This window comes from Hymenobacter negativus (genome assembly GCF_016056375.1).
GTDB lineage: Bacteria > Bacteroidota > Bacteroidia > Cytophagales > Hymenobacteraceae > Hymenobacter > Hymenobacter negativus_A.
Genome location: NZ_JAEDAE010000010.1, coordinates 110,428 through 130,477 on the forward strand (window position 1 = coordinate 110,428; position 20,050 = coordinate 130,477).

Below are 20,050 nucleotides of genomic sequence, written 5' to 3' on the forward strand. Positions count from 1 at the left end.
CGAATGCCTATGCCAGCTCCTACGCACCTGCTTATCCCCTATTCCTTTCGCAGAAAGGGCATTTTGCTGGGCGCGTTACTGGGCATATTACTGACGGCCTGCCAGCCCAGGCACGAGCAAGCGGCCGAAGCCGCCACCCCACCAGTGGGGCATTACGAAGGCAGCCTCAACGCCGCCGGGCAGCCCGAGGTGCGGGCCACGCTCGATATTCGCCATCCCAGCCCCGGTCATTACGAAGCCGAATTCACGGCCCCCGGCACGCTCAGCTTCGTGGCCGACACCATTGTTTTCAGCAACAATCAGCTGCGCCTCATCCGGCCCGCCCGGCCCGGCCAGACCCTGGCCCTGACGCTGGAGGGCGACTTCTGGCGCGGCGCTCTCACTCTGGATTCCACCAGGGCCACCACCATTCTGGTGAAGCGCGGCGTGCCCACGCCCAGCACCTACCGCGCCGAGGAAGTGCCGCAGGCCACCGGCTCGGCCTGGCTGTTTACGCCCGCCGATACGGGCACGCCCGGTGCGGCGCTGGCCCTGCTGCCCGACGCCGAAACGGCCCCCACCGCCGCCATCTGGGCCGATGCGCTGGCCCGCGAAGGCCTCATCGTGCTGCTGCTGCCGCCCACCGACTCGGCTACGGCCGCGGCCGAAACCCCGCGCCTGCTGGCTGCCGTGCGCCTGTTGCGCGGCACTGCCGGGGCCGACACGGCCAACGTGGGCGTGTGGGCTACTGGGGCGCGGGCCGCGGCCGTGGCTCAGTTGCTGACCACCGCCGAGGCGCCGCGCGTGGCCTTTCTCATGGCTCACAACATGGCCGTCGGCCCGGCCAGCAATGCTGTGCTACGGGAGCTGCGCCGCCGCAAGCTGGCGGTACTGGGGCTGTACGGCGGCACCACGGCCAGCCAGCGGGCTACCGCCCTGCGCAACGCCCTGGGCGGTCGGCGCGGCGGTACGGTGCTGACTTTCCGCACGGCCGGCCCCGACTTGCTGCGGCCGGACGGTGGAGCTTTCGGGCCAGGCCTGCCCGGTGCCGTGGTGGAGTGGCTTCAGGGCAAGTAGTACCGGCCGCTGTGTCTAAAAGGCCGTATAGGTGATGTAGGCGGTGTACGCCGCGCCCGTTGCGGTGGTACCGCTCGTGCCGAGCTGCAAAGTGGTTGCGGTCAATGAGTAAAGAACACTTCTGGTTGACGCGGTGCCCGGCACGGTCAGGTCAATATTGCTTTGGTTGGCGTCGAAGGCCCAGGTACCGGCTACCGTTTGGGGGTCGGAGACCGAGCACTTGGTCGCGCCTTCGTCTTTGATATACTGGTTGGGAATGTTGAAACGGTAGAAGTTGTCGCGCTCGCAGGCGGGCATTTGCGCATAAACGTCCACGGCACCGTTCGCACCAGCTACGTCGAGCAGGTAACCGGTGATGCGCCATTTGGGTGTGCTGAGCTTATTGGCACGGGTGGGAACAGCCGTGACAACTGGTAGCGCAGTGTTTTGCCCGGACACCACCACCACGTTGCCCAGCTGGCTGGGGGGATAGTAGGCGAGGAATTCAAACGTGGTCATGCCGCCCAGGTAAGTGGCGTTGAAATCTACGTAGTAGGTGCCAGGCGGGAGGCTGGGGAACGAAAAAGCCCCGGTGCTGGTGACCGTTGCCGTGGCGGTGAAGTGGGTAGTAGCCTCGAATACGGTCACGCGCGTGACCGCATCGGCGGGCGCTATCGTGCCGCTCAGCGAGCCGCTGGTTTGCTGCACGGCCACGGCCGGCACCTGGGTGGTGGCCCCGGCGGCTACCACGGCCGTCACCTGAGCCGGGGCAATATAGGTAGCCGCCGGGGCGAAGCTCAGCACGTAGGAACCGGCCGCCAGGCCCGTAAACTGATAGGTGCCGGTCGCGCTCACGGCAGTTGTGGCCTTGGTACCGCTAGGGCCGGTGGCCGTCACGGTGGCAATAGCTGCGGCCGGCGTCACCGTGCCGCTAATGCCGCCGGGAGCGGGGTCTTCTTTTTTCGAGCAGGCACTGAGCAGAAGCAGGCAGCCGGCCAGCAGCGTGCACAGGAAGCGTAAAGGATGCATCATCAATAGGAAAGCGAATAAAATGCGGAGAATTAAACCACCCGAAAGTTAACGCTTTACCGCCGATGTGGCTGGCGGGCCATGCCAGGCGCTACAACAGCAGCAGGCCCTTCTCGCGCAGCAAGGCCCAGGCCGGGCTTTGCAGAAACACCTCAAACGAGCCTTCCGCTTTCGGAAAGCTGGCGGCGGCATCTTTCAGCAGCACTTTGGTATCGAAATCGTGGCTGAGCCGGGTGAGGAGCTGGTGCAGCCAATCGCCGGCGGCTTCGGTAGTTTTCACCTCGAAATCCTCGGCCTGTTCATAGCAGGTAAGCACGGCAAAGGGAGCTTTTTTGCCCGGTTCGATGCGGATTTCGGGGGCGTTGCCGAGCCAGAAGAGGCGCTGGTTCTGCTTGGCGAAATCGGGCTTTTCCGGCGCTTGCAGGGCCTGCTGGATGAGGTGGCGCGGGGTGGTCGTTTTCGGAGTCTTGAAATCGAACCAGCGGCCCAGCGGCTCATCCAAGGCCACGCCGTGCAAGTAGTTGTACAGCGACTTGGCCAGGCCGGGGCCGAAGGCTTCGTGGTCGGTGCCTAGCGGGTCGTCGTGCCAGAGGTCGTTCCAGGCGAAGCCGGCGGGCTCCGGGCCGATGGCGGCCACCTGGTACTTCGCGGGGTTCTTGCCCACGGGCGAATGCGCCGTCATCGAAAAGCGGTGCCAATAGCCGCTCTGCACCACCCCGGCCGCAAACAGCTGGCGCACCACTTCAAGGCTGTCCACCGTTTCCTGGGCGGTTTGGGTGGGGAAGCCGTACATCAGATAAGCGTGCACCATGATGCCGGCCTGCGTGAAGCCATCCGTGACGCGGGCCACCTGCGCGATGGTCACGCCCTTTTCCATGAGGGCCAGCAACCGGTCAGACGCCACTTCCAGCCCGCCACTTACGGCGATGCAGCCCGAAGCGGCCAGCAGCCGGCAGAGGTCGGGCGAGAAGGTTTTTTCGAAGCGAATGTTGCCCCACCAGGTGATGGCCACGCGGCGCTTGAGCAGCTCGATGGCGAGGTCGCGCAGGGCCAGGGGCGGCGCGGCTTCGTCCACGAAATGAAAGCCGGTCTGGCCGGTTTGCTGGATTATTTGCTCGATTCTATCCACCAGCAGGGTACTGGGCGCGGTTTCGTAGCGGGCGATGTAGTCCAGCGTGACGTCGCAGAACGAGCAGCGCTTCCAGTAGCAGCCGTGGGCCACCGTCAGCTTGTTCCAGCGGCCGTCGCTCCAGAGGCGGTGCATGGGGTTCAGCACCTCCAGCACCGAGAGGTACTCGGCGAGGGGCAAATCAGAGTAGTCGGGTGTGCCTACCTCGGCGTGCGGCACTTCAGGGTGCGGGTGGTTGATGTATTCGATTTGCCCTTGCGCGTTGCGACGAAAAGTTCGCTGAAGCAGATTGCTGCTATCCGGAGCGTAGAGAACGGGCTGTAGCTCACAATGCACATCATCAACCGCTTCGCTACCCGATACCAGGCTGACAGATGCCCAATGACGCTGGGAGTGACCGGTTCCCTGTTCTTTCAGGCCGCCCAGATACTCCAGCAGCCGCAGCCACGGGCCTTCGCCATCATCCAGCGTCAGGTAGTCGATGTAATCGAAAAAGCGGGGCTCCTGAATGGTGCGCAACTCGGTGTTGGGGTAGCCGCCGCCCATCACCGTCACGGTGCCGGGGCTGATTTCCTTGATGTGCTTCGCCAGCCGCAGCGCCCCGTAGAGGTTGCCGGGAAAGGGCACCGTAAAGCCCACCACTGCGGGCTGCACCCGCGCCAAAAGGGGCTCCAACTCTTCCAGCAGCATTTTATCCAGCAGGTTGGGGGCGGCTTCGAGCTCCTGGTGCAAGGGCTCGAAACTGGTGGCGGAGAGGGCCAGCTTCTCGGCGTAGCGCGAGAAGCCAAAGTGCGGCCCCACGGTTTCCTTGATGAGGTCGGCGAGGTCTTCGAGGTAGAGCGTGGCCAGGTGGCGGGCCTGGTCGGTGAGGCCCATGGTGCCGAAAGCAGTTTCGAGGTCGGCCACGTTATCGAAGCGGCTGGCTTCGGGCAGGAAACGGCCGTGGCAGATGCGCGGGGCCAGCGTGAGGTCTTTGTTCTGGAGGAAGCGAATGACCGGGCCGATGGTAGCCAGGTAGCGGTTTTGGAGCCGTAGCATGCGCCGGGCGTTATCGCTCAGATTGAATTCCCCAGCTTCGATTTCCTGAAAAACCCGCCGCAAACCGGCCTCCGAAAACAGCCGCAGCACCAGCTGCAAGCCCATGTCGGCCTGCGTCACGTCGTAGCCGCGCCCCGTCAGAAAGCCTTTGATGTAGGCTGTGGCCGGGTACGGGGTGTTGAGCTGCGTGAGCGGCGGCGTGAGCAGCAGGATGCGGGGAGAAGCAGTAGGCACAGTAGGGACTAACCCGGCACGGCGGGTCGGGGTTCATTTCCGGCAAAGTTCGGGCATGGGCAGCGGCAAGGCACCGAATTGTATTGCGGAAAAAGCAAATCCTACACGCCCATCTTTTCCGGTTGGTTCGTAAACCAAGGCATCCGGTATAAACCCCTCAACCCCATCCGATATGCAAATGCCTGCCCCCACTTCTCGAACCCGCCGCGACAACCGCGCCGTTCTCGATGCCCTCAGCCGCTGCGTAGCCGCCTGCGAGCTGTGCGCTGACGCCTGCCTCGATGAAGAAGACCCGAAAATGATGGTGCCTTGCATTCGCCTCGACCGCGACTGCGCCGACATCTGCCGTCTCACGGCTGCCTTCATCGCCCGGGGTTCCGACCACGCCCCGCACGTGCTCAAAGAGTGCATTGAAATTTGCCAGAAGTGCCACGACGAGTGCGCCAAGCACAAGCACGAGCACTGCCAGCAGTGCGCCGCTGCCTGCCAGGCCTGCGTGGAAGCCTGCAAAGCCTACGCTGCCTAGCCATACAAAAACTAGCCAAACAAAAAGCGGCTCTCCGAATCGGAGAGCCGCTTTTTGCTGCTATCAGCCTGAATCCTGCTACGCCAGCGCATCGAGCGACATACGCTCGGGCAGCATCAGGCGGCGGAACTCACTTACAGAGTAGCCCGTCACCTGGCGGAACTGGTTGCTCAGGTGCTGGCCGGAGCTGTAGCGCATCTGGTCAGCTATTTGGTTCAGGGTCAGTTCGCCGTAGCTGAGCATTTCCTTCACGCGCTCAATTTTGAGGCGAATGAGGTACTTCTCAATGGTGAGGTGGGCGGTGCGCGAAAACACCTTGCTCAGGTGCGAGTAGGTGGCTGCAAACCGGTCCGTGAGGAAAGCCGAGGTGGTAAGCGGCGAGCGCGCCGTACGCAGGTGTTCCAGGTATTCGGCCAGGGTGCTTTTGATTTGTTCGGTGAGCTGCTCGGCACGGCCGCGCAGCAATTCGAAGCCGGCGGCGTGCAGCAGCGGGGCCAGGTCTTCGGGGTCGGCGGGGGTATTCTCATCGAGTTCGGCCACGCCCAGCGTTACGGCTTTGGGGCGGTAACCAGCGCGCTCCAACAGGTTGTGCACGGCTTCTACGCACCGGGGGCACACCATATTTTTGATGTGCAGTAGGTTAGTTTTCAATGGCTTTAACGTGTTTGGGGCCGCCGTGAAGCAGCCGGTGGAGAAATAGAACGCGCTGCTGATGCGCCGGGGGCCGCCCGACGGGCGCGCGGGGCCGACGTCGAGACTTCGGCCCACCCACGCCCGAACCAATGCGCGGTGGCCCAGGTCACGAAGGGCACCACGGCGAGGAACGTAACGCCCAGCAGCCAAACCAATACGAGAAACGCAAAAAAAAGTCGACTAAAAAAATGGTCGCTTACGCCGAACAAATATCCCACCAGCATTAGTGCCAGCACCAGGCTGACTCCGGCCAGCACGCCCACCCGCCGCCAGGGCCAGGCGGCAACGTGTTTTTGGAGGCGACGGTGCAACGGCAAGGGCATATAATTCGGAATTGGGAAGGTGAAAATAGGGGAAATTTTGATTCAACCCCAATCTTAGCCCAGCAGCGCCAGCAGCTCGTGCTGCATAGCCTGGCCATTATCGGCCTCGTACCACATATTCATGCCCTTTACTACCTGGTTGGTATGCAAAGATTTGTCGGCGTGCAGCTGCTGGCTCAGCCGCTGCGCCTCGGCCGGGCGCGGGCCCCAGGTGCCCAGCTCGGCGCCGGAGGCCGCGTCGTAGCGGATGAGCTTGGGAATGCTGTTTTTGCCGTCGGTCTGGTGGGTGGCCATGAGCTCGGGGTGCTCGGAGCGCAGGGCTACGTGCAAGGCGACGAGGCCCCGGCTTTCTTCGGCCAGATGCGCCAGGATGGGCAGGGTGTGGGCCGTGTCGCCGCACCAGGTTTCGCCCAGCACCAACCAGTGCTCGGGGCGGGGTAGCTGCCGGAGTTTTTCGACCAGCGCGGGCAGCAGCGGGCGGGCGTAGGCGGTGTCGAGGTGCTGCTGGTTCTGGGCAGTGTAGCGGATGAGGCCCGGCAACTGCTCGGGGCCGGTGGTGCGGCCCTCAACGGCCAGCGTACCCATCAGCTCCCGGAACTCCGGATATGTGTAAGTCGACCCAGGCGCGGGCAAGTAAGCGGAAAGTGGATTGGACATCAGACGGATAAGGAAAAATGAAGGGGGAACGCGCAGCCTGGGGCAACCCTGGGCCTGCCCGCGCCGGTACAACCGTACCCGCGCCCAGTGGTTCGGGTTGCGCGCGGGCGGGTTATTTTTCTACCTTGCGGCATCGCTTATCATTTACCCCCTCACCTTCGCTCTTTCATGTCTCTGAAAAACTTCCTCCGCCCGCTCGCCGTGGCCTGCGCCCTCACCGCCACGTTTAGCGCCTGCAGCTCGGGCACCAAAGACGGCGACACCAACGTGGAGCGCGGCTACACCAAGAAAGGCCCCGCCGCCGGCACCGACGGCGTAGCCAACGGCGACTCGGCCACCGCCGGCCTCTCCCGCGACACCACCCACCACGTCACCGGCAAAGACCTGTATAAAGCCGCCGGCGACGCCAAAGACCGCAACCACGACGGCATTGCCGACTAGTTTCCGGCCAATAGGCTTCAAATCAAGGCCCGCAAAAAAGGCCCGCTCCTTCCGGGGCGGGCCTTTTCCATTTTTTGCAGAAGGAAAGGAGAAGTAGCGGAGCAGGCCTAGAAGAATACAAAGCCGTTGGGGGCGGCACCCACCACGGCTTCGTCGATTTTGCTGCCATCGGGCTGGTAGCGCGTCATCTTATCGGCCGAGAACGTGCCCGTGCCTGTGTAAATCGTCCCATTGTCGGGGTCGATGCCCAGGCCATAGAACAGCCCGTTGATGAAGGGCGTACCGGTCAGCGATGGCAGCGCGGCATCGGCGATGCCCAGGCGCACCACGCCGCCCAGGTAGCTAGCGGCATCGGTGGCGCGGAAGTAAAGCTGGTCGCCCGCCGGGTTGGTGTGAATATCGACGGGCACGCGCTGGTTGGAAGCAAACGTGCGCGACGTGCCGCCGCTCGTTGGGTTGGCCGGGTCGAGGCCGTAGAGGCTGCCCGCGGTCGTGTTGGCGTAATCGATTCCCAAGTATTTTCCGTTCGCATCGTAGAGGTAGGCCACGAAGCCGCCGCACAGCACCCACAGGCGGTTGTTTTTGTCGAGCGCGAAGCTGTTGGGGGCGTCGCCCACGGTCAGGGTATTGGTGACGCGGTTGGTAGCAGGGTCGATGACGGTTACCGTGTTGCTGCCGTAGTTGGCTACGAATACCTTACTGCCGGCCATGGTCAGGCGCTCGGGCATGCTCCCGGTGGCAATGCTGTCGACCACCGTGTTGGTAATCAAATCCACTACCTTGATGCCCGCGCGAATCGGGTTGTAGACCGAGTTATAAGTGCCCCATTGCGTTACGTAGGCCCGGCTCGTGCTGATGGGCAGGAAATAGCGGGGGCTGCTGAGCCCGGTCACCACGCCCACGGATTTAAAATCGGGCAGCGACACGACTTCCACTTTGTTCGAGCCGTTCATTACGATGTAGCCGCGCTTGTCGCGCACGGCCATGCTCTGCGTCAGGTTACCCAGCCGGCGGCCGTTCACGCTCTGGAACACGTCGGCCGTCACCGCCTTCGTGCTTTTATCAAACAGCGAAATGGTACCGTTGCCGGTGCCACTGGAAAAAGCGCCTTCGTTGAGGACATAGACATTGTTTTTTTCCGCGGCCGGAGCCACGGTTACTTCCTTGTCGGGGCTGCAACCGGCCAAGCTTAGCAAGGCCAGCGCCGGAGCAATCAGATAGTTGGAAAAACGCATGGAAAAATAAAGAAGAGAAAAATGGGTGGTTGAATACAAGAAATCAGAGCCAGCTCAGGCGCAGGCTAATGCCCAGAGCACGGGGCGGGGCCGGGCGCCCTTCATAGCTCTCGTAGGCGTGGTTGAGGAGGTTGGAGCCTTGCAGCAGCAGCAGCGCTTCGGCTCCGTGCAGGCGCACGGCGTAGCCCACGCTGCCGCCCAGCAGGCCGTAGCCAGGCAGGAAGGTTTGGGCAGTGGCATCGGTGTAGCGGTAGCTGGCGGCGCTGGTGGCAGCAGCCACGCGCCAGGCGTGCCAGGCGTAATCCAGGCTCAGGGTGCCGGTGTGAGCGGGCACGTAAGGCAGCGGCTGGCCTACAGGCACGAGGTCGTCGGGGGTGGCGCGGCGGGTGCGGGCCTGGGTGAAGGCGTAGGCCGCCCGGGCTCCGAGGCGGTGCGCGCCGCGCCGAAGCGTGAGGGCCGTGCTGGCTTCGAGGCCCTGCGTGAGCACCTGGCGCAAGTTGCGCGGCCGCCAGTAGCCTTCGGGGCCGGGCGTCCATTGCACCCAGTCGTCCACCAGTTGGCGGTAGCCGGTTAGCTCGGTTTGCAGGCTGGCGCGGGGCGCAAGCTGGGTGCGGTGCAGCAGCCCAGCCTCGTAGCCCAACCCGACTTCGGGGCGTAGGCTGGGGTTGCCGCCGGGGTTGAAGAACCGTTCGTTGAGCGTGGGGGCGCGGTAGCTGCGGGCTGCACTCGCTTTCAGCGTGAGTGCCTGAGCGGCGGAGTGACTGAATGAATCCGGAGTTACACCATTCGTCCACAGGTCCCATTCCAGGCCAGCGGTGGGCGTGAGGGGGTTGCCCTGGGGCAGGGTGGCCTGGCGCAGGTTGGCGGTGAGGCGCAGGCGGGGCTGCGGGTCGTAGCGCAACAGGGCAAAAGCGGCGGCGCGGTTTTCGGTGGTCAGCGGGCTGGCGTATTCGCGGAAGGTGGTGCTAAAATGCTGCACCTCGGCCCCCACGCGCAGGGAGCCGCGTGCGCCCACGGCGGCCGTGTATTCGGCCTGGCCCTGGGTGGTGCGCACCCGCGAGTCGCTCGTCAGGCCGTCGTCGTGGTAGTTCAGCACGTCCTCAAACGCGGCGGCACGCACCAGCCACTGCGCCCGCGCCGAGGCCTGGTGACGGTAGCTGAGCACCAGTCGGCGGCTTTGGTCGAGCTGCTCGGCGTGGCGGTTGGTACCGGTGGTGATGCCGGGCTGCACCTCGCGGTCGGTATCAGTAAACCACGCGCTGGCCGTGAGCTGGCCGGCCTGGCCCAGGCGCAGGGCCACTTCAGGGGCCAGGCTCCACTGGTGGCGCAGGGCGGCCCCGGCCAGCGTGCGCCGCACCGGCCCGCCAAATTCCTGGGTGGTGTAGGGGTAATTGTTGAGGGCCTGGCGGTAGCTGGCGGCCACGCGCATGGCCACGGCGGCGCTGGCGGTGCTCACCTCCGCGCTGCTGCCGCGCAGGCCAAAGCTGCCGGCATCGACCTGCACGCTGCCCCGCAGGCCGGGCCGCCAGTCGGGCGCCGTGCTCAGGAGCACGGCCCCGCCGATGGCACCGCTGCCGTAGAGGGCGGCGGCCGGGCCGGGCTGCACGGCCAGGCCGCTGTTGGCCCCCACGGGCAACAGGGCAAAGTCGTTCTGGCCCAGGGTGGGCAGCATGATGTTCAGGCCGTTCCAGAGCACGGCCGTTTGCTGGGCCGAGGTGCCCCGCATGCTGATGGAAGCCAGTTGGCCCGGTCCGTAGCTTTTGATGTATAGCGGGGTGCGGTCCTGCAGCAGCTCGGCCACGGTGCCGTTGCGGTACTGGCTCAGGGTAGCGGAGTCGGCTTCGTAGTGGCGGCTGCCGGTGGCAAACCGCTCGGGGCCCACGGCGCGCACGTTCACCTCGGCCAGCCGGTGCAGCCGCCGGCTGAGCCGAGCCGAATCGGGCGGCGCGGCACGCGGCTGCTGGGCACGGGCCGCAGGGGCTCCGGCCAGCAATCCGCCGACTGCCGCTAACCAGGTGAATAAAAGACAACGCATCCGAATCAAATTTTCGATTAAGAAAATTCGATTCAAAATCTGTCGAAAGCCCTCTTCAAACGAAGAGAACCAGCACCAGACCGAGGCCGAAAAACAGTGGTGAAACGGGCCTGCCGAAACCGGCCCCTGTTCTCTTTCTCCATTCGTCCTCCGCGAATGCTGAACCTGTGAATGCCCGGGCAGGTCTCCTGGCTTGCTTCGCCGAGCAGGCAGCCTTCCCATTTAGTCGATTGATAATCAATCAGCAAACAGTGGCATTCGTGGCCCGCTCCGATGTGAAGCGTACAGTTGCGGGGACAGCTCCGGCATTGAACCGGATTCCCTTTTCAGCCGCGCCCCGCGCTTGGGGTCTGGCACCTTGACGAGGCAAAGGTACGGGAAGGACAGTTAGCAGTGAACAGTTCGCAATTATGGCCTTTGCTCACTGCTCACTGTTCACTGAATTATCACCGGCGCAGCGTGAAGCCAACGAAGTACTGGTGGTCGCTCAGGTTGTTCAGGGCGAGGTGCGTGCCGAAATCGAGTTGGAGATTGTCGGTGACTTTGATGATGGGAGCAATATTAGTGGAGGCCTGCCAGCGGCGCTGTTCGGTATTCCACTGCGTCACCCCTTCGATGACCATGCCCAGCTTTTTGGCAAAATCCCACTCTATAGCGGCCGAGGGCATGAGGCCGAGGTAACGGCTACCCTGCTCGCGGTCGTAGTTGAGGTCGGTTTCGAGCTGGGCTTCAAGATTTATTTTATCGCTTAGCTCCACGTCGATGGGCAGCACGACGCCGTACTCGGGGGCCCCGTCGCCTACCTGCCCGCCGGTAGGCAGGCGCACGTAGCCGATAACCGACATGGCCAGCTTGCCGGCCTGGTCGTCGCCGAGGAAGTTGTGCTTCACGCGCACCGTCAGGTCGCCAAAGCCGGCGTGGCGCTCCTGCCACTCGTCGGAACCAGCGGGGCGCTGTTTGGCCACGCTGTAGATGGGCACTTCGAGCTGCACGTCGGTGCGGCGGCTCAGGCCCAGCTTGAGCATGGTGTAGGCGGCGTGCAGCTCGCGGGTTTTGTCGTCGTTGCCACTGCCACTGTTCAGCAGGCGCAAGCCGTCTACCTCCAGCTGGGCGTGGCCGGCATCCACGGTAAACGGACTTTCGGTGATGCCGGGACGGTCGGGTTGCAGCTCGCGCAGGCGGTTGCGCGGCACGGGCTTGCGCCAGCTGAAATGGGCCGAGTCGTAAGGAGAGCTTTTAGCCGGAGCTTGGGCCCAACTGAGCGAAGGCAACAGCAGAAGTAAGAGAAAAAAGTGCTTCATGGGCGCATCTACGCAGAAAATGAACCGTGGTGGCATTTTCTGAACACTATGTTAGCCCAAGCCCGACAGCAGCCTTCGGTTCTAAAACGGCACCAGCATTTTCACCGCCACGTTCCGGCCAGGGTTGTAGATGCCCGAGCGGCCGTTGGGCGCAGCCGCGTAGTATTCGAAGTATTTAAGGCGGTTGAGGTGGGCCTGGTAGGCGGTATCGAACACGTTGTCGACCTGCACAATGAGCTGCACCACCGGCCGGCCGCCGGCAGTAGCCAGGGTGGTGCCCGCCCCCAGGCCCAGCAGGGCGTAGCCGGCCGTAGCGGTTTCGGTATTGTCGAGGGCGTAGAAGTGGTTTTGGCGGGCGCTGCCGTCCACCGTGGCCCGGAAGTAGGTGCCCGTGAGGCGGCCCTGGCCGCTGGGCAGCGTGGCACGCACTTCGGAGCGGGCACGTAGTGGGGGGATGAGCGGCAGGTAGCGGGCGGATTCGCCCTGGCGTTCGAGCAGCTTGGCATCGGCGTTCTGGCCGTTCACGAAGGCCACGCTGTTGTTGAGCGCCAGCCACGGCAGGGCGGCGGGCCGCCAGTTCAGGGTCGCCTCCAGGCCGAACAGCCGGGCGGCCGACTGCTGGAACTGGTAGGTGGTGTTGCCGGGCACGATGACGACCGGCTGCCCGGCCTCGTTCAGCAAGCGCCCCTGATAAATGAAGTTCTGCACGTAGTTGTGGAACACTTCCACCGAGGCATCGAGCGTGGTTTGGTGCCAGAGCACGCCCACGTCCTGCTGCCAGCTGAACTCGGGCCGGAAGTCGCGGTTGCCGAGGTACACGATGTGCGCGCCGGGGTCGAGGCCATTGGAGCCGGTTTCGGGGATGTTGGGGGCGCGGTAGCCCCGGGCCAGGTTGGCGCGCAGCGTGAGCTGTGCGCTGGCCACGTAGCTCGCCCCCACGCTAGCCGATACGCCCTGGTAGCGCTGCCGAAACGCCGGAAACGGCAGTTCCGCCCCCACCGCGCCGGGCCCGGCCGCGCCCACAAAGCCGGTGGCCGGGTTGGGGGCCAGGTGGAAATCATTCCAGGTCACGAGGCGGGTATCGTAGCGCAGGCCGCCGCTCAGCTCCAGCTTGCCCAGGGGCTTTTTCAGCAGCAGGAAGCCGCCCGCGTCCAGCAGGTTGTAATCGGGAATAGGGAAGTCGGTGGCGTTCTGGTGGCGGTTGAGCTGGCCCATGCCGTTGCTACCCAGGCTGATTTGCAGGCCCTGCCAGTCGGGCAGGTGGTAGCGCACATCGTAGGTGTAGGTGGTGAGGCGCAGGGCCAGGCCGGGCTGCCCGGGCGCGGTGGGGTGGTTGAATTCCTCCCGCGTGTTCTGCTGCGCGCCCAGCAGCAGGTGCAGCTCGCCCCCGCTCAGGTGCAGTTGCGTTCGGGTGAATACCCGATAGTGCCGGATGCGCTGGTGCAGCGGGCCGATGGCGTAGGAATTCAACTCGTCATCGCTCACCAGCGGCCGGCTTTTGACATCATCCAGCCCGCTCTCCGCCACCTGCCGGGTGAAACGGCGGCTGAGCGAGTCGCGGCTGCCGTCGGGGATTTCCTGCCGGTTGTCGTAGAGCGTGAGGTACCAGTGCGAGCTGCCCCATACCTTGCTCACGCCAGCCATTCCAGTCAGCGTCAGCTCCCGAAAGCCCGTGTTGTACACCGCACCGTCTAAGCTATTGCGGTAGTCGCGGGCCAGACGGTGGCTGGCGCGGAAACTGGTTTGGAAACCACTTTTCTGATAGTTCAGTCCCAGCGAATTCCCCACCAAACCATTAGCCGATTGGTACTCGTTGAGTGCTTCGCCCCGGAGCCGGCCCTCGGGGCCGCTGGGCAGGGCGGGCAGCAGGTTCACCACGCCGGCCACGGCATCGGAGCCGTAGAGCAGGCTGGCAGGGCCTTTCACCACTTCCACGCGCTCAATGTCGTAGCCGTCCACCTCCACGCCGTGCTCGTCACCCCATTGCTGGCCTTCCTGCCGCAGGCCGTTGTAAAGGGTCAGCACGCGGTTGTAGCCCAGCCCCCGGATGAATGGCTTAGAAACGTTGGGCCCGGTGGTGACGGCGCTCAGGCCGGGAATGCCGCGCACGGCTGCGTCAATCACGTTGGTGTTGGCATTGAGGCTGATTTCGCGGCGGCTGAGCGTGGCAATGGGCACGGGGCTGCGCCGAATTTCGGTGGCCCGGCTCACGCCCGTCACCACCACTTCGCCGAGGTCAGCGGCCGCAGCTTGCAACAGGAAATCAACCGTTTGGGGCTGGCCGGCGGTTACCTCAGCGCGCTGCTCTATCGGCGCAAAGCCCACGGCGCTGGCCCGCAGGCGCACCGCCCCGGCCGGCACGCCGGTTAGCTCGTAATGGCCCGCCGCGTCGGCTACGGCTCCCAGCGTGGTGCCCACCACCGCTACACTGGCAAACGGCACCGGCTGGTGAGTGGCACCACGCACTATACCATTAAGAGTAGATAACTGAGCAAAAGTCAGTTGCGGCAATAAAAAAATCAGTGTCAATAATATTTTCATAAATATTTTATTAGATATAAATGGACGCAGTGATTCTGTGCCGCAAAAGGTGCGGGTGCTAAGGGTGAAGCCCAATGCTGATTGGAATGGGAGATGAACTACGACGGCGAGTTATCTACCCGCCTCACCCATTGGCTCGCTACCTACGATTTCGCGCACAAGCTGAGGCCAACAGGACTACAAGAAATTATCCGGCAAAGAAGGTTTGCCAGAGCAAAAACACGTTGAGGATGATGATGATACCGGACACTACCCAGGCCACCATTTTCACCCACGGCCGGTTCACAAACACGCCCATCTTCGCCTTGCTACTGGTGAACAACACCAAAGGCACTACCGCAAAGCTGAGCTGGAATGATAGAATTACCTGGCTGAGCACCAGCAGTTGCCCGGTGCCCTTTTCGCCGTAGAGCAGGGCCACTATCAGGGCGGGTATCACGGCAATGAGCCGCGTAATAAGCCGCCGCACCCAAGGCTTTAGCTTCAAATCGAGGAAGCCTTCCATTACAATCTGGCCGGCCAGCGTGCCGGTCAGCGTCGAATTCTGGCCCGAAGCCAGCAAGGCGATGGCAAACAAGGCGCTGGCCGCGCCCGCGCCCAGCACCGGTGTAAGCAGCTTGTGGGCATCGGCGATGTCGGCCACGTCTTCGTGGCCCTTGCCGTGAAAGGCCGCTGCCGCCGTCACCAGAATGGCCGCATTCACAAAAAACGCCAGAAACAGCGCCACCGTCGAGTCGATGGTGGCGAACTTGATGGCCGAGCGTTTGCCGGCCTCGTCCTGCGGGAAAGCCCGCGTTTGCACGATGCTGGAGTGTAAGTACAGGTTGTGCGGCATCACAGTAGCCCCCAGAATGCCGATGGCCACGTATAGCATTTGCGGGTTAGTCACCACTTCGAGGCGTGGGACCAGGCCCTTACCCAGCGCCAGCCAGTCGGGGTGCGAGGCAATAATTTCGTAAAGGAAACACCCGAAAATCAGCACAATAAGCCCCGCCACGATGCTTTCGATGATGCGAAAGCCCTTGTTCTGAAAGTACAGCACCACCAGCACATCCAGCGTGGTGAAGACCACGCCCCAGGCCAGCGGCAGGCCAAACAATAGCTTGAGTGCAATGGCTGAGCCAATGACTTCGGCCAAATCGCAGGCCGCGATGGCAATTTCGCACAATGCCCACAGCATCAGGCTAATGGGGCGCACGTAATGGTCGCGGCAGGCCTGGGCCAGGTCGCGCCCGGTCACGATGCCCAGCTTGGCCGCCAGGTGCTGCAGCAGCATGGCAAACAAATTGGAAAGCAACACCACCGATAGCAGCGTGTAGCCGTAGCGCGCCCCGCCGGCCAGGTCGGTGGCCCAGTTGCCAGGGTCCATGTAGCCCACAGCCACCAGCAGGCCCGGCCCCCAGAATGCCATCAGCTTGCGCCAGAACGAGGCATCGGCCGGCGGCACCTTGATGCTGGCGAAAACCTCGCTCAGCGAGTTGCCCCGGCGGGCATGACGCCAGCCGGTTTCAGTGGCCGGTTGCTTGGGTTCGGTAATGGTGGAAGGAGGCACGTTGGATAATTGATTCAATTCAAATTTACGCATTTTTAGGTTAACCTAAAAATAATTTTCGACCACCTTAAATACAGAGCTAAGCGAAAAAAGTTGCGCTGGCCCGGTAATTATTCGCTGCATTGGAAAAGCCCCGCACCGGCGCAGGCATCGGCTGCCGAACCATTTAGCTTTCATCGGGCATTAGCAACGCTGGTGGCCGGTGCAGGCCCGGTCGGATTCCGTTGCCTCGCTGGCGGCCGGCGCCCGACCTTTGCGCCGTAAAATTTCGCTGCATGACGCCCTCCCAAACTAAGTACCGCCTCGGCCTGCTGTCCCTCGTGGTCAGCATTGGGCTCGTGGGCATTAAGTTCTACGCCTACCACCTCACCCGTTCGCAAGCGGTGCTCACCGATGCCCTGGAAAGCATCATCAACGTGGCGACCAGTGGCTTTGCGCTTTACAGCCTTTACCTGTCCAGCCTGCCCAAGGACGAAAACCACCCCTACGGCCACGGCAAAGTAGAAAACCTGTCGCTCGGTTTTGAGGGGGGCCTGATTTTCATGGCTGGCGCATTTATTCTCTACAGCGCCGGCCTTAGCCTGCTTCACCCCCACCCCGTGGCCCGGCCCGACTGGGGCGTGCTGCTGCTGGCCAGTACCGCCGTGGTGAACCTGGGCGTGGGCCTGCTGCTGGTGCGCAGCGGCAAACGCCTGAAATCGGTGGCACTGGTGGGCGATGGGCAGCACCTGTACATCGATGCGCTTACTTCTATTGTGTCGTCGGGGGCGCTGGTGCTGGTGGCGGCCACGGGCATCGTGCGGTTCGACTCGGGGGCGGCGCTGCTGCTGGGCGGCTTCATTCTGGTGAATGGCGGGCGGATGATGCGCCGGGCCGTATCGGGCCTGATGGACGAAACCGATACCGCCGTGGTGGCCGAGGTAATTGCCGAGCTCCAGGCTCAGCGCCGCGCCCCCTGGATTGACGTGCATAACCTGCGCGTGCAGCGCTACGGGTCCAACCTGCACATCGACTGCCACATGCAGATGCCTTACTACTTCACCCTGGACCAGGTGCACACCGAACTGCACGACATTGAAGAACTCATCCGGGCGCGCTTTGCGGTGGAAGTTGAGATGTTCGTGCACGCCGACCCCTGCACCTTTGCGGCCTGCTCGCTGTGCCTGATGCCCGCCTGCCCGGTGCGGCAGTTTGCCTTGCAGCACGAAGTGACTTGGACCGTGCAGAATGCCGTGAAGAACGAGCGGCACCACCTCGGGCAGCCCGCCTGAGCCAACCACTGAGTAGGCATCGACCACAACAAAAAAGGGTGCCGCGATAATCGCGGCACCCTTTTTCGATGCATCTGGTAAGAAGCGCGTGCTTAGCGCACTATCTCAATCCAGCCTTTGGTCTGCGCACCGTTGGACGAGGTGAGCAGGTAGTAGTACACGCCAGCAGGCTGGTTGTCGCCGCCCCAGTTGTTCTGGTAGTTGGCTTGCTCATACACCTTGCGGCCCCAACGGTTGTAGATTTCCAGCTTGCTCAACGTGCCAGCCGTCGACACCTTGAACACGTCGTTCTGGTTGTCGCCGTTTGGCGTAATCACGTTCGGTATCTGCAGGTCAGGCACCAGCACGATGCGCTCCTTCACCGAAGGCGTACAGGCCGTAGTCACGCCACCATTGACGATGGACACAAACGTGGTGAGACGAATGCGGTAGTATCCGGATACACCCAGCTGCAGCGGACCGGGCGTAGCCGTAGTCGTGCCGAAAGTGGTTTCCGTGCCCGACACCCGGTTATTAGCGATGTCCTTGATGCGCTCGTAGGTCCACTTGTATGTAGTGGTCGAACCCTGCGGCAGGCCGGTAAAGTTCGTGGCATCCTTGAAGGTGAAGATTACCGGCGGACGGTTGGTACGCTGGCCGTTGAGGCCTACCGAGTCAGCAGTGGTAAAGTCAGCTTTCACACCGGGCAGCACCCGTACCAGTACCGAAGTCGTATCCGTGCAGCTCGTAGGGGCGCTGCCCGAAGCCGTTACATAATAGCGGGTGGTTACCGTGGGGGTTACCGTGGGGTTAGCTTTCGTCAAATCAGCAGCGGCCAGGCCGTTGGCAGGGCTGAAGCGGTAAGTGTAGGTACCAGGGGTGCCGCCGCCAGCAGGAGTGGCCGAAGCTTGCAGCGTAGCTGTTCCACCGGGGCAGATGTAAGCATTGTTGGTAACCAGGCGGGCTACCGGCGGAGCGACTACACGCACCAGAATGGAGGTGGTATCGCCGCAAGCTCCCTGTGCAAAACCCAGGGTAGGCGCAATGCGCAGGAAATAACGCGTGGTGGTGGTGGGGTTCACCGAAATGTTCTGCACGTTGGTCACCGCTGGCAAGCCAGTACCGCCGGCCGAAGCCGTCCACTGGAAGGTGTACACCTGCGGCTGGGTAGTATTGGTGGCCAGGCGGCGCACCGAGTCAGGTCGGATTACCCGGCCTTGCAGCGACAGCGAGCTGCCGCGGCAGATTGCCGCCGCGCCCTGTACCGTGGAGCCGCCCACGGCTGCTACGGCCGAGGCGAAGTTGCCGCGTAGAATTTTGATTACAATCACCCGGTTCTGCAGGCCCTTCACCGGGCAGGCATTGTCTTCAACCCGCACGTTGATGCGAATGGTGCGGCCCACCTGCGAAGGCGAAGGCTGGAAGAAGAACACACCGCGGGGGTTCTCGGTGCCGTTGCCGGTTAGGGTAAACGTTCCTACATCGCCTGAAGCCAAGTAGTTGGGGTCGGTGTTGATGTTCGAGGGCAGCGTCACCGTCAGTTGCTGGTGGGCGCTGGGGGTGCGCAGGTTGTCGGGGTCGGTGAAGTTCACCAGTACGCGCGAGTAGTTGCACGAGTACACGCTGATTTGGGTAGTATCAGCCGTGTTAACGGTGCCAGTGTTGGAATTAGGCGTCTGGTTGGTAGCCTGCACGGGGTTAGGAGTCGTGTTGCCACCGCAGTTAATAACGATGAGCACGGCCTCGCGACGCACGCGGCCCACAATGCGGCGCGCGCCGTTGATGCGGCGATACTCGGTTACTTCCACTACTACCTGATACTTGTTGCGGCCATCGGCGGCCGACGTAGCCGGGCTATACACGTTCGGGGTGAACGTAACCGTGCGGGCCGTCTGGTTGAGGCCGAAATACGGCACGCCTTGCTTGATGGGGCAGGTGCCCGTAGTATCAGTAGCTACCGGAATAGGCAGGCGGGGCGTAAACAACGTACCACCCGTGAGGCCGGGAATTTCCAGGATGCAAAGCGGGCTGCGGGTGATGATGAACACACCACCAGCGTTGGCGCCGGGGTAAGCGGTGTAGGTAACGGGCGTGCCGCAGGCACCTAGGGGGGCAGCCAGGGCGTACACCAGCGAGTCACCATCGGGCTCAATGGCCGAGAAGCCGAACGTGGTGCGCTGGTTCACGCACACGTACTGAATCGGAATATCCTGCGGGTCGAACTGGGGCGAAGTGTTGGCTACCGTGGTAGTGCCGCTGTTGCGGTTGTCGAGATAGGCTTCAGCATAGAGGTCGGGCGAGCCAACGATGTTGGCGATGGTGGGGCGCGAGCCCTGGCTCGTGCTCATCGTCCACTGGCCGGGGGGCAGCGTAACGGTGGCTTCGTAGTTAGTAAAGTCGTAGAGCGGGTAGAGCGACGACGGGCTGGCGCAGGAACCGGGTGTGCTGGGGCACAGCGGCGTTGCAGCCAGCGTGTTGCCTTGCTGCACAAGCGGGGCCGTTACGGTAGCCGAGGCGTTGCAGCCGCCGTTGCGGCACTCCAGCACGAAGGGCGAAGCCTGGATACCGGAGCAGTCGCGATAGAGGCGGAATTTCACCCGGTACTGGTTGTTACCCAGCGAGGTGTAAGTCATGTCGCAACCCAGCAAGTGGGAGGCCCGCGCCGACGGCAGTCCGCCCAGCAGACCACACGCAAAAAGCAGGATGATGAATGATTGTAAGATTTTTCTCATGGGTGAAAAAAGAGGGGTGTGAGGGTGTGAAAAAACACAAATCGGGTGGTTACCGACGAATCGGCGAACCAAGATACAGGTAGAAAGAACGAGTTCAAAAAAAGCCGCGAAACTATTGATGCATACAGCAAATTAAGGGCCAGAAATAACAATTTTCACCCCAAAAGGAACTTATTTTCAATTCCGTATCCCATCATCTTCACCCAAGTAAGCTTAACACTTATAAAATGGTGTAGAATGACGCTGCAACAATCGCAACTCATTGCTTATAAGAACCCTAAAACAATGGTTGGCATCGT

Annotated in this window: 14 protein-coding genes and 1 riboswitch; of the genes, 4 read left to right on the top strand and 10 right to left on the bottom strand. The window is 62.7% G+C overall.

Annotated elements, in window-relative coordinates; genetic code table 11:
- The first annotated feature begins 9 nt into the window (after window positions 1-9).
- Window positions 10-1,056 (top strand): hypothetical protein, encoded by a 1,047-nt coding sequence (locus tag I7X13_RS18325; RefSeq protein ID WP_198076588.1) that lies wholly within the window; start codon window positions 10-12, stop codon window positions 1,054-1,056.
- Between the two features lie 15 nt (window positions 1,057-1,071).
- On the opposite strand, the gene I7X13_RS18330 is transcribed toward I7X13_RS18325, so the two are convergent.
- Window positions 1,072-2,067 (bottom strand): lipocalin-like domain-containing protein, encoded by a 996-nt coding sequence (locus I7X13_RS18330; RefSeq protein ID WP_198076589.1) that lies wholly within the window; start codon window positions 2,065-2,067, stop codon window positions 1,072-1,074.
- Between the two features lie 88 nt (window positions 2,068-2,155).
- Window positions 2,156-4,465 (bottom strand): B12-binding domain-containing radical SAM protein, encoded by a 2,310-nt coding sequence (locus I7X13_RS18335; RefSeq protein ID WP_198076590.1) that lies wholly within the window; start codon window positions 4,463-4,465, stop codon window positions 2,156-2,158.
- 172 nt (window positions 4,466-4,637) lie between these two features.
- Here I7X13_RS18335 and I7X13_RS18340 point away from each other — a divergent pair, with 172 nt between their 5' ends.
- The gene (locus I7X13_RS18340; RefSeq protein WP_232342442.1) at window positions 4,638-4,991 is read left to right on the top strand and encodes a four-helix bundle copper-binding protein; all 354 of its coding nucleotides are present in this window, start codon (window positions 4,638-4,640) and stop codon (window positions 4,989-4,991) included.
- Between the two features lie 78 nt (window positions 4,992-5,069).
- Here I7X13_RS18340 and I7X13_RS18345 read toward each other — a convergent pair whose 3' ends face one another.
- Together I7X13_RS18345 and I7X13_RS18350 are read right to left on the bottom strand one after the other, a co-directional pair.
- On the bottom strand, window positions 5,070-5,642 hold the full coding sequence (locus I7X13_RS18345; RefSeq protein ID WP_198069765.1) for a helix-turn-helix domain-containing protein: 573 nt from the start codon (window positions 5,640-5,642) through the stop codon (window positions 5,070-5,072).
- A 419-nt stretch (window positions 5,643-6,061) separates the two neighbouring features.
- A complete protein-coding gene (locus I7X13_RS18350) occupies window positions 6,062-6,664 on the bottom strand; it encodes a thioredoxin family protein (RefSeq protein ID WP_198076591.1) in 603 nt (200 codons plus the stop codon).
- A gap of 168 nt (window positions 6,665-6,832) precedes the next feature.
- Between I7X13_RS18350 and I7X13_RS18355 the strand changes: the two genes are divergently transcribed.
- Complete coding sequence (locus tag I7X13_RS18355; RefSeq protein WP_198069762.1) at window positions 6,833-7,105, top strand: hypothetical protein; 273 nt, start codon at window positions 6,833-6,835, stop codon at window positions 7,103-7,105.
- Between the two features lie 107 nt (window positions 7,106-7,212).
- On the opposite strand, the gene I7X13_RS18360 is transcribed toward I7X13_RS18355, so the two are convergent.
- The 5 genes from I7X13_RS18360 to I7X13_RS18380 all read right to left on the bottom strand — a co-directional run bounded on the left by I7X13_RS18360 (window position 7,213) and on the right by I7X13_RS18380 (window position 15,769).
- Window positions 7,213-8,340 carry a DUF5074 domain-containing protein gene (locus I7X13_RS18360; protein ID WP_198069761.1) on the bottom strand — a complete coding sequence of 376 codons (1,128 nt, stop codon included), beginning with the start codon at window positions 8,338-8,340 and terminating at the stop codon, window positions 7,213-7,215.
- 43 nt (window positions 8,341-8,383) lie between these two features.
- Window positions 8,384-10,375 (bottom strand): TonB-dependent receptor plug domain-containing protein, encoded by a 1,992-nt coding sequence (locus I7X13_RS18365; RefSeq protein WP_198076592.1) that lies wholly within the window; start codon window positions 10,373-10,375, stop codon window positions 8,384-8,386.
- Between the two features lie 161 nt (window positions 10,376-10,536).
- Window positions 10,537-10,751, bottom strand: a riboswitch (cobalamin riboswitch).
- A 70-nt stretch (window positions 10,752-10,821) separates the two neighbouring features.
- Window positions 10,822-11,676 carry a transporter gene (locus tag I7X13_RS18370; RefSeq protein WP_198076593.1) on the bottom strand — a complete coding sequence of 285 codons (855 nt, stop codon included), beginning with the start codon at window positions 11,674-11,676 and terminating at the stop codon, window positions 10,822-10,824.
- Window positions 11,677-11,757: 81 nt separating this feature from the next.
- Window positions 11,758-14,217, bottom strand: a complete 2,460-nt coding sequence (locus I7X13_RS18375) for a TonB-dependent receptor (protein WP_198076594.1) — start codon at window positions 14,215-14,217, stop codon at window positions 11,758-11,760.
- A 187-nt stretch (window positions 14,218-14,404) separates the two neighbouring features.
- The gene (locus tag I7X13_RS18380; protein WP_394368603.1) at window positions 14,405-15,769 is read right to left on the bottom strand and encodes an Nramp family divalent metal transporter; all 1,365 of its coding nucleotides are present in this window, start codon (window positions 15,767-15,769) and stop codon (window positions 14,405-14,407) included.
- A 275-nt stretch (window positions 15,770-16,044) separates the two neighbouring features.
- On the opposite strand from I7X13_RS18380, the gene I7X13_RS18385 reads away from it, so the two are divergent.
- Window positions 16,045-17,040 (top strand): cation diffusion facilitator family transporter, encoded by a 996-nt coding sequence (locus I7X13_RS18385; protein ID WP_198069756.1) that lies wholly within the window; start codon window positions 16,045-16,047, stop codon window positions 17,038-17,040.
- 92 nt (window positions 17,041-17,132) lie between these two features.
- On the opposite strand, the gene I7X13_RS18390 is transcribed toward I7X13_RS18385, so the two are convergent.
- Window positions 17,133-19,751 carry a gliding motility-associated C-terminal domain-containing protein gene (locus I7X13_RS18390; protein WP_198069755.1) on the bottom strand — a complete coding sequence of 873 codons (2,619 nt, stop codon included), beginning with the start codon at window positions 19,749-19,751 and terminating at the stop codon, window positions 17,133-17,135.
- Window positions 19,752-20,050: the final 299 nt, after the last annotated feature.

Bases quoted from the DNA above. Each gene is read 5' to 3' on its own strand.
- I7X13_RS18385 (WP_198069756.1), top strand. From the start codon at position 16,045: ATGACGCCCTCCCAAACTAAGTACCGCCTCGGCCTGCTGTCCCTCGTG.
- I7X13_RS18340 (WP_232342442.1), top strand. From the start codon at position 4,638: ATGCAAATGCCTGCCCCCACTTCTCGAACCCGCCGCGACAACCGCGCC.
- I7X13_RS18325 (WP_198076588.1), top strand. From the start codon at position 10: ATGCCAGCTCCTACGCACCTGCTTATCCCCTATTCCTTTCGCAGAAAG.
- I7X13_RS18355 (WP_198069762.1), top strand. From the start codon at position 6,833: ATGTCTCTGAAAAACTTCCTCCGCCCGCTCGCCGTGGCCTGCGCCCTC.
- I7X13_RS18370 (WP_198076593.1), bottom strand. From the start codon at position 11,676: ATGAAGCACTTTTTTCTCTTACTTCTGCTGTTGCCTTCGCTCAGTTGG.
- I7X13_RS18330 (WP_198076589.1), bottom strand. From the start codon at position 2,067: ATGATGCATCCTTTACGCTTCCTGTGCACGCTGCTGGCCGGCTGCCTG.
- I7X13_RS18375 (WP_198076594.1), bottom strand. From the start codon at position 14,217: ATGAAAATATTATTGACACTGATTTTTTTATTGCCGCAACTGACTTTT.
- I7X13_RS18350 (WP_198076591.1), bottom strand. From the start codon at position 6,664: ATGTCCAATCCACTTTCCGCTTACTTGCCCGCGCCTGGGTCGACTTAC.
- I7X13_RS18365 (WP_198076592.1), bottom strand. From the start codon at position 10,375: ATGCGTTGTCTTTTATTCACCTGGTTAGCGGCAGTCGGCGGATTGCTG.
- I7X13_RS18390 (WP_198069755.1), bottom strand. From the start codon at position 19,751: ATGAGAAAAATCTTACAATCATTCATCATCCTGCTTTTTGCGTGTGGT.
- I7X13_RS18360 (WP_198069761.1), bottom strand. From the start codon at position 8,340: ATGCGTTTTTCCAACTATCTGATTGCTCCGGCGCTGGCCTTGCTAAGC.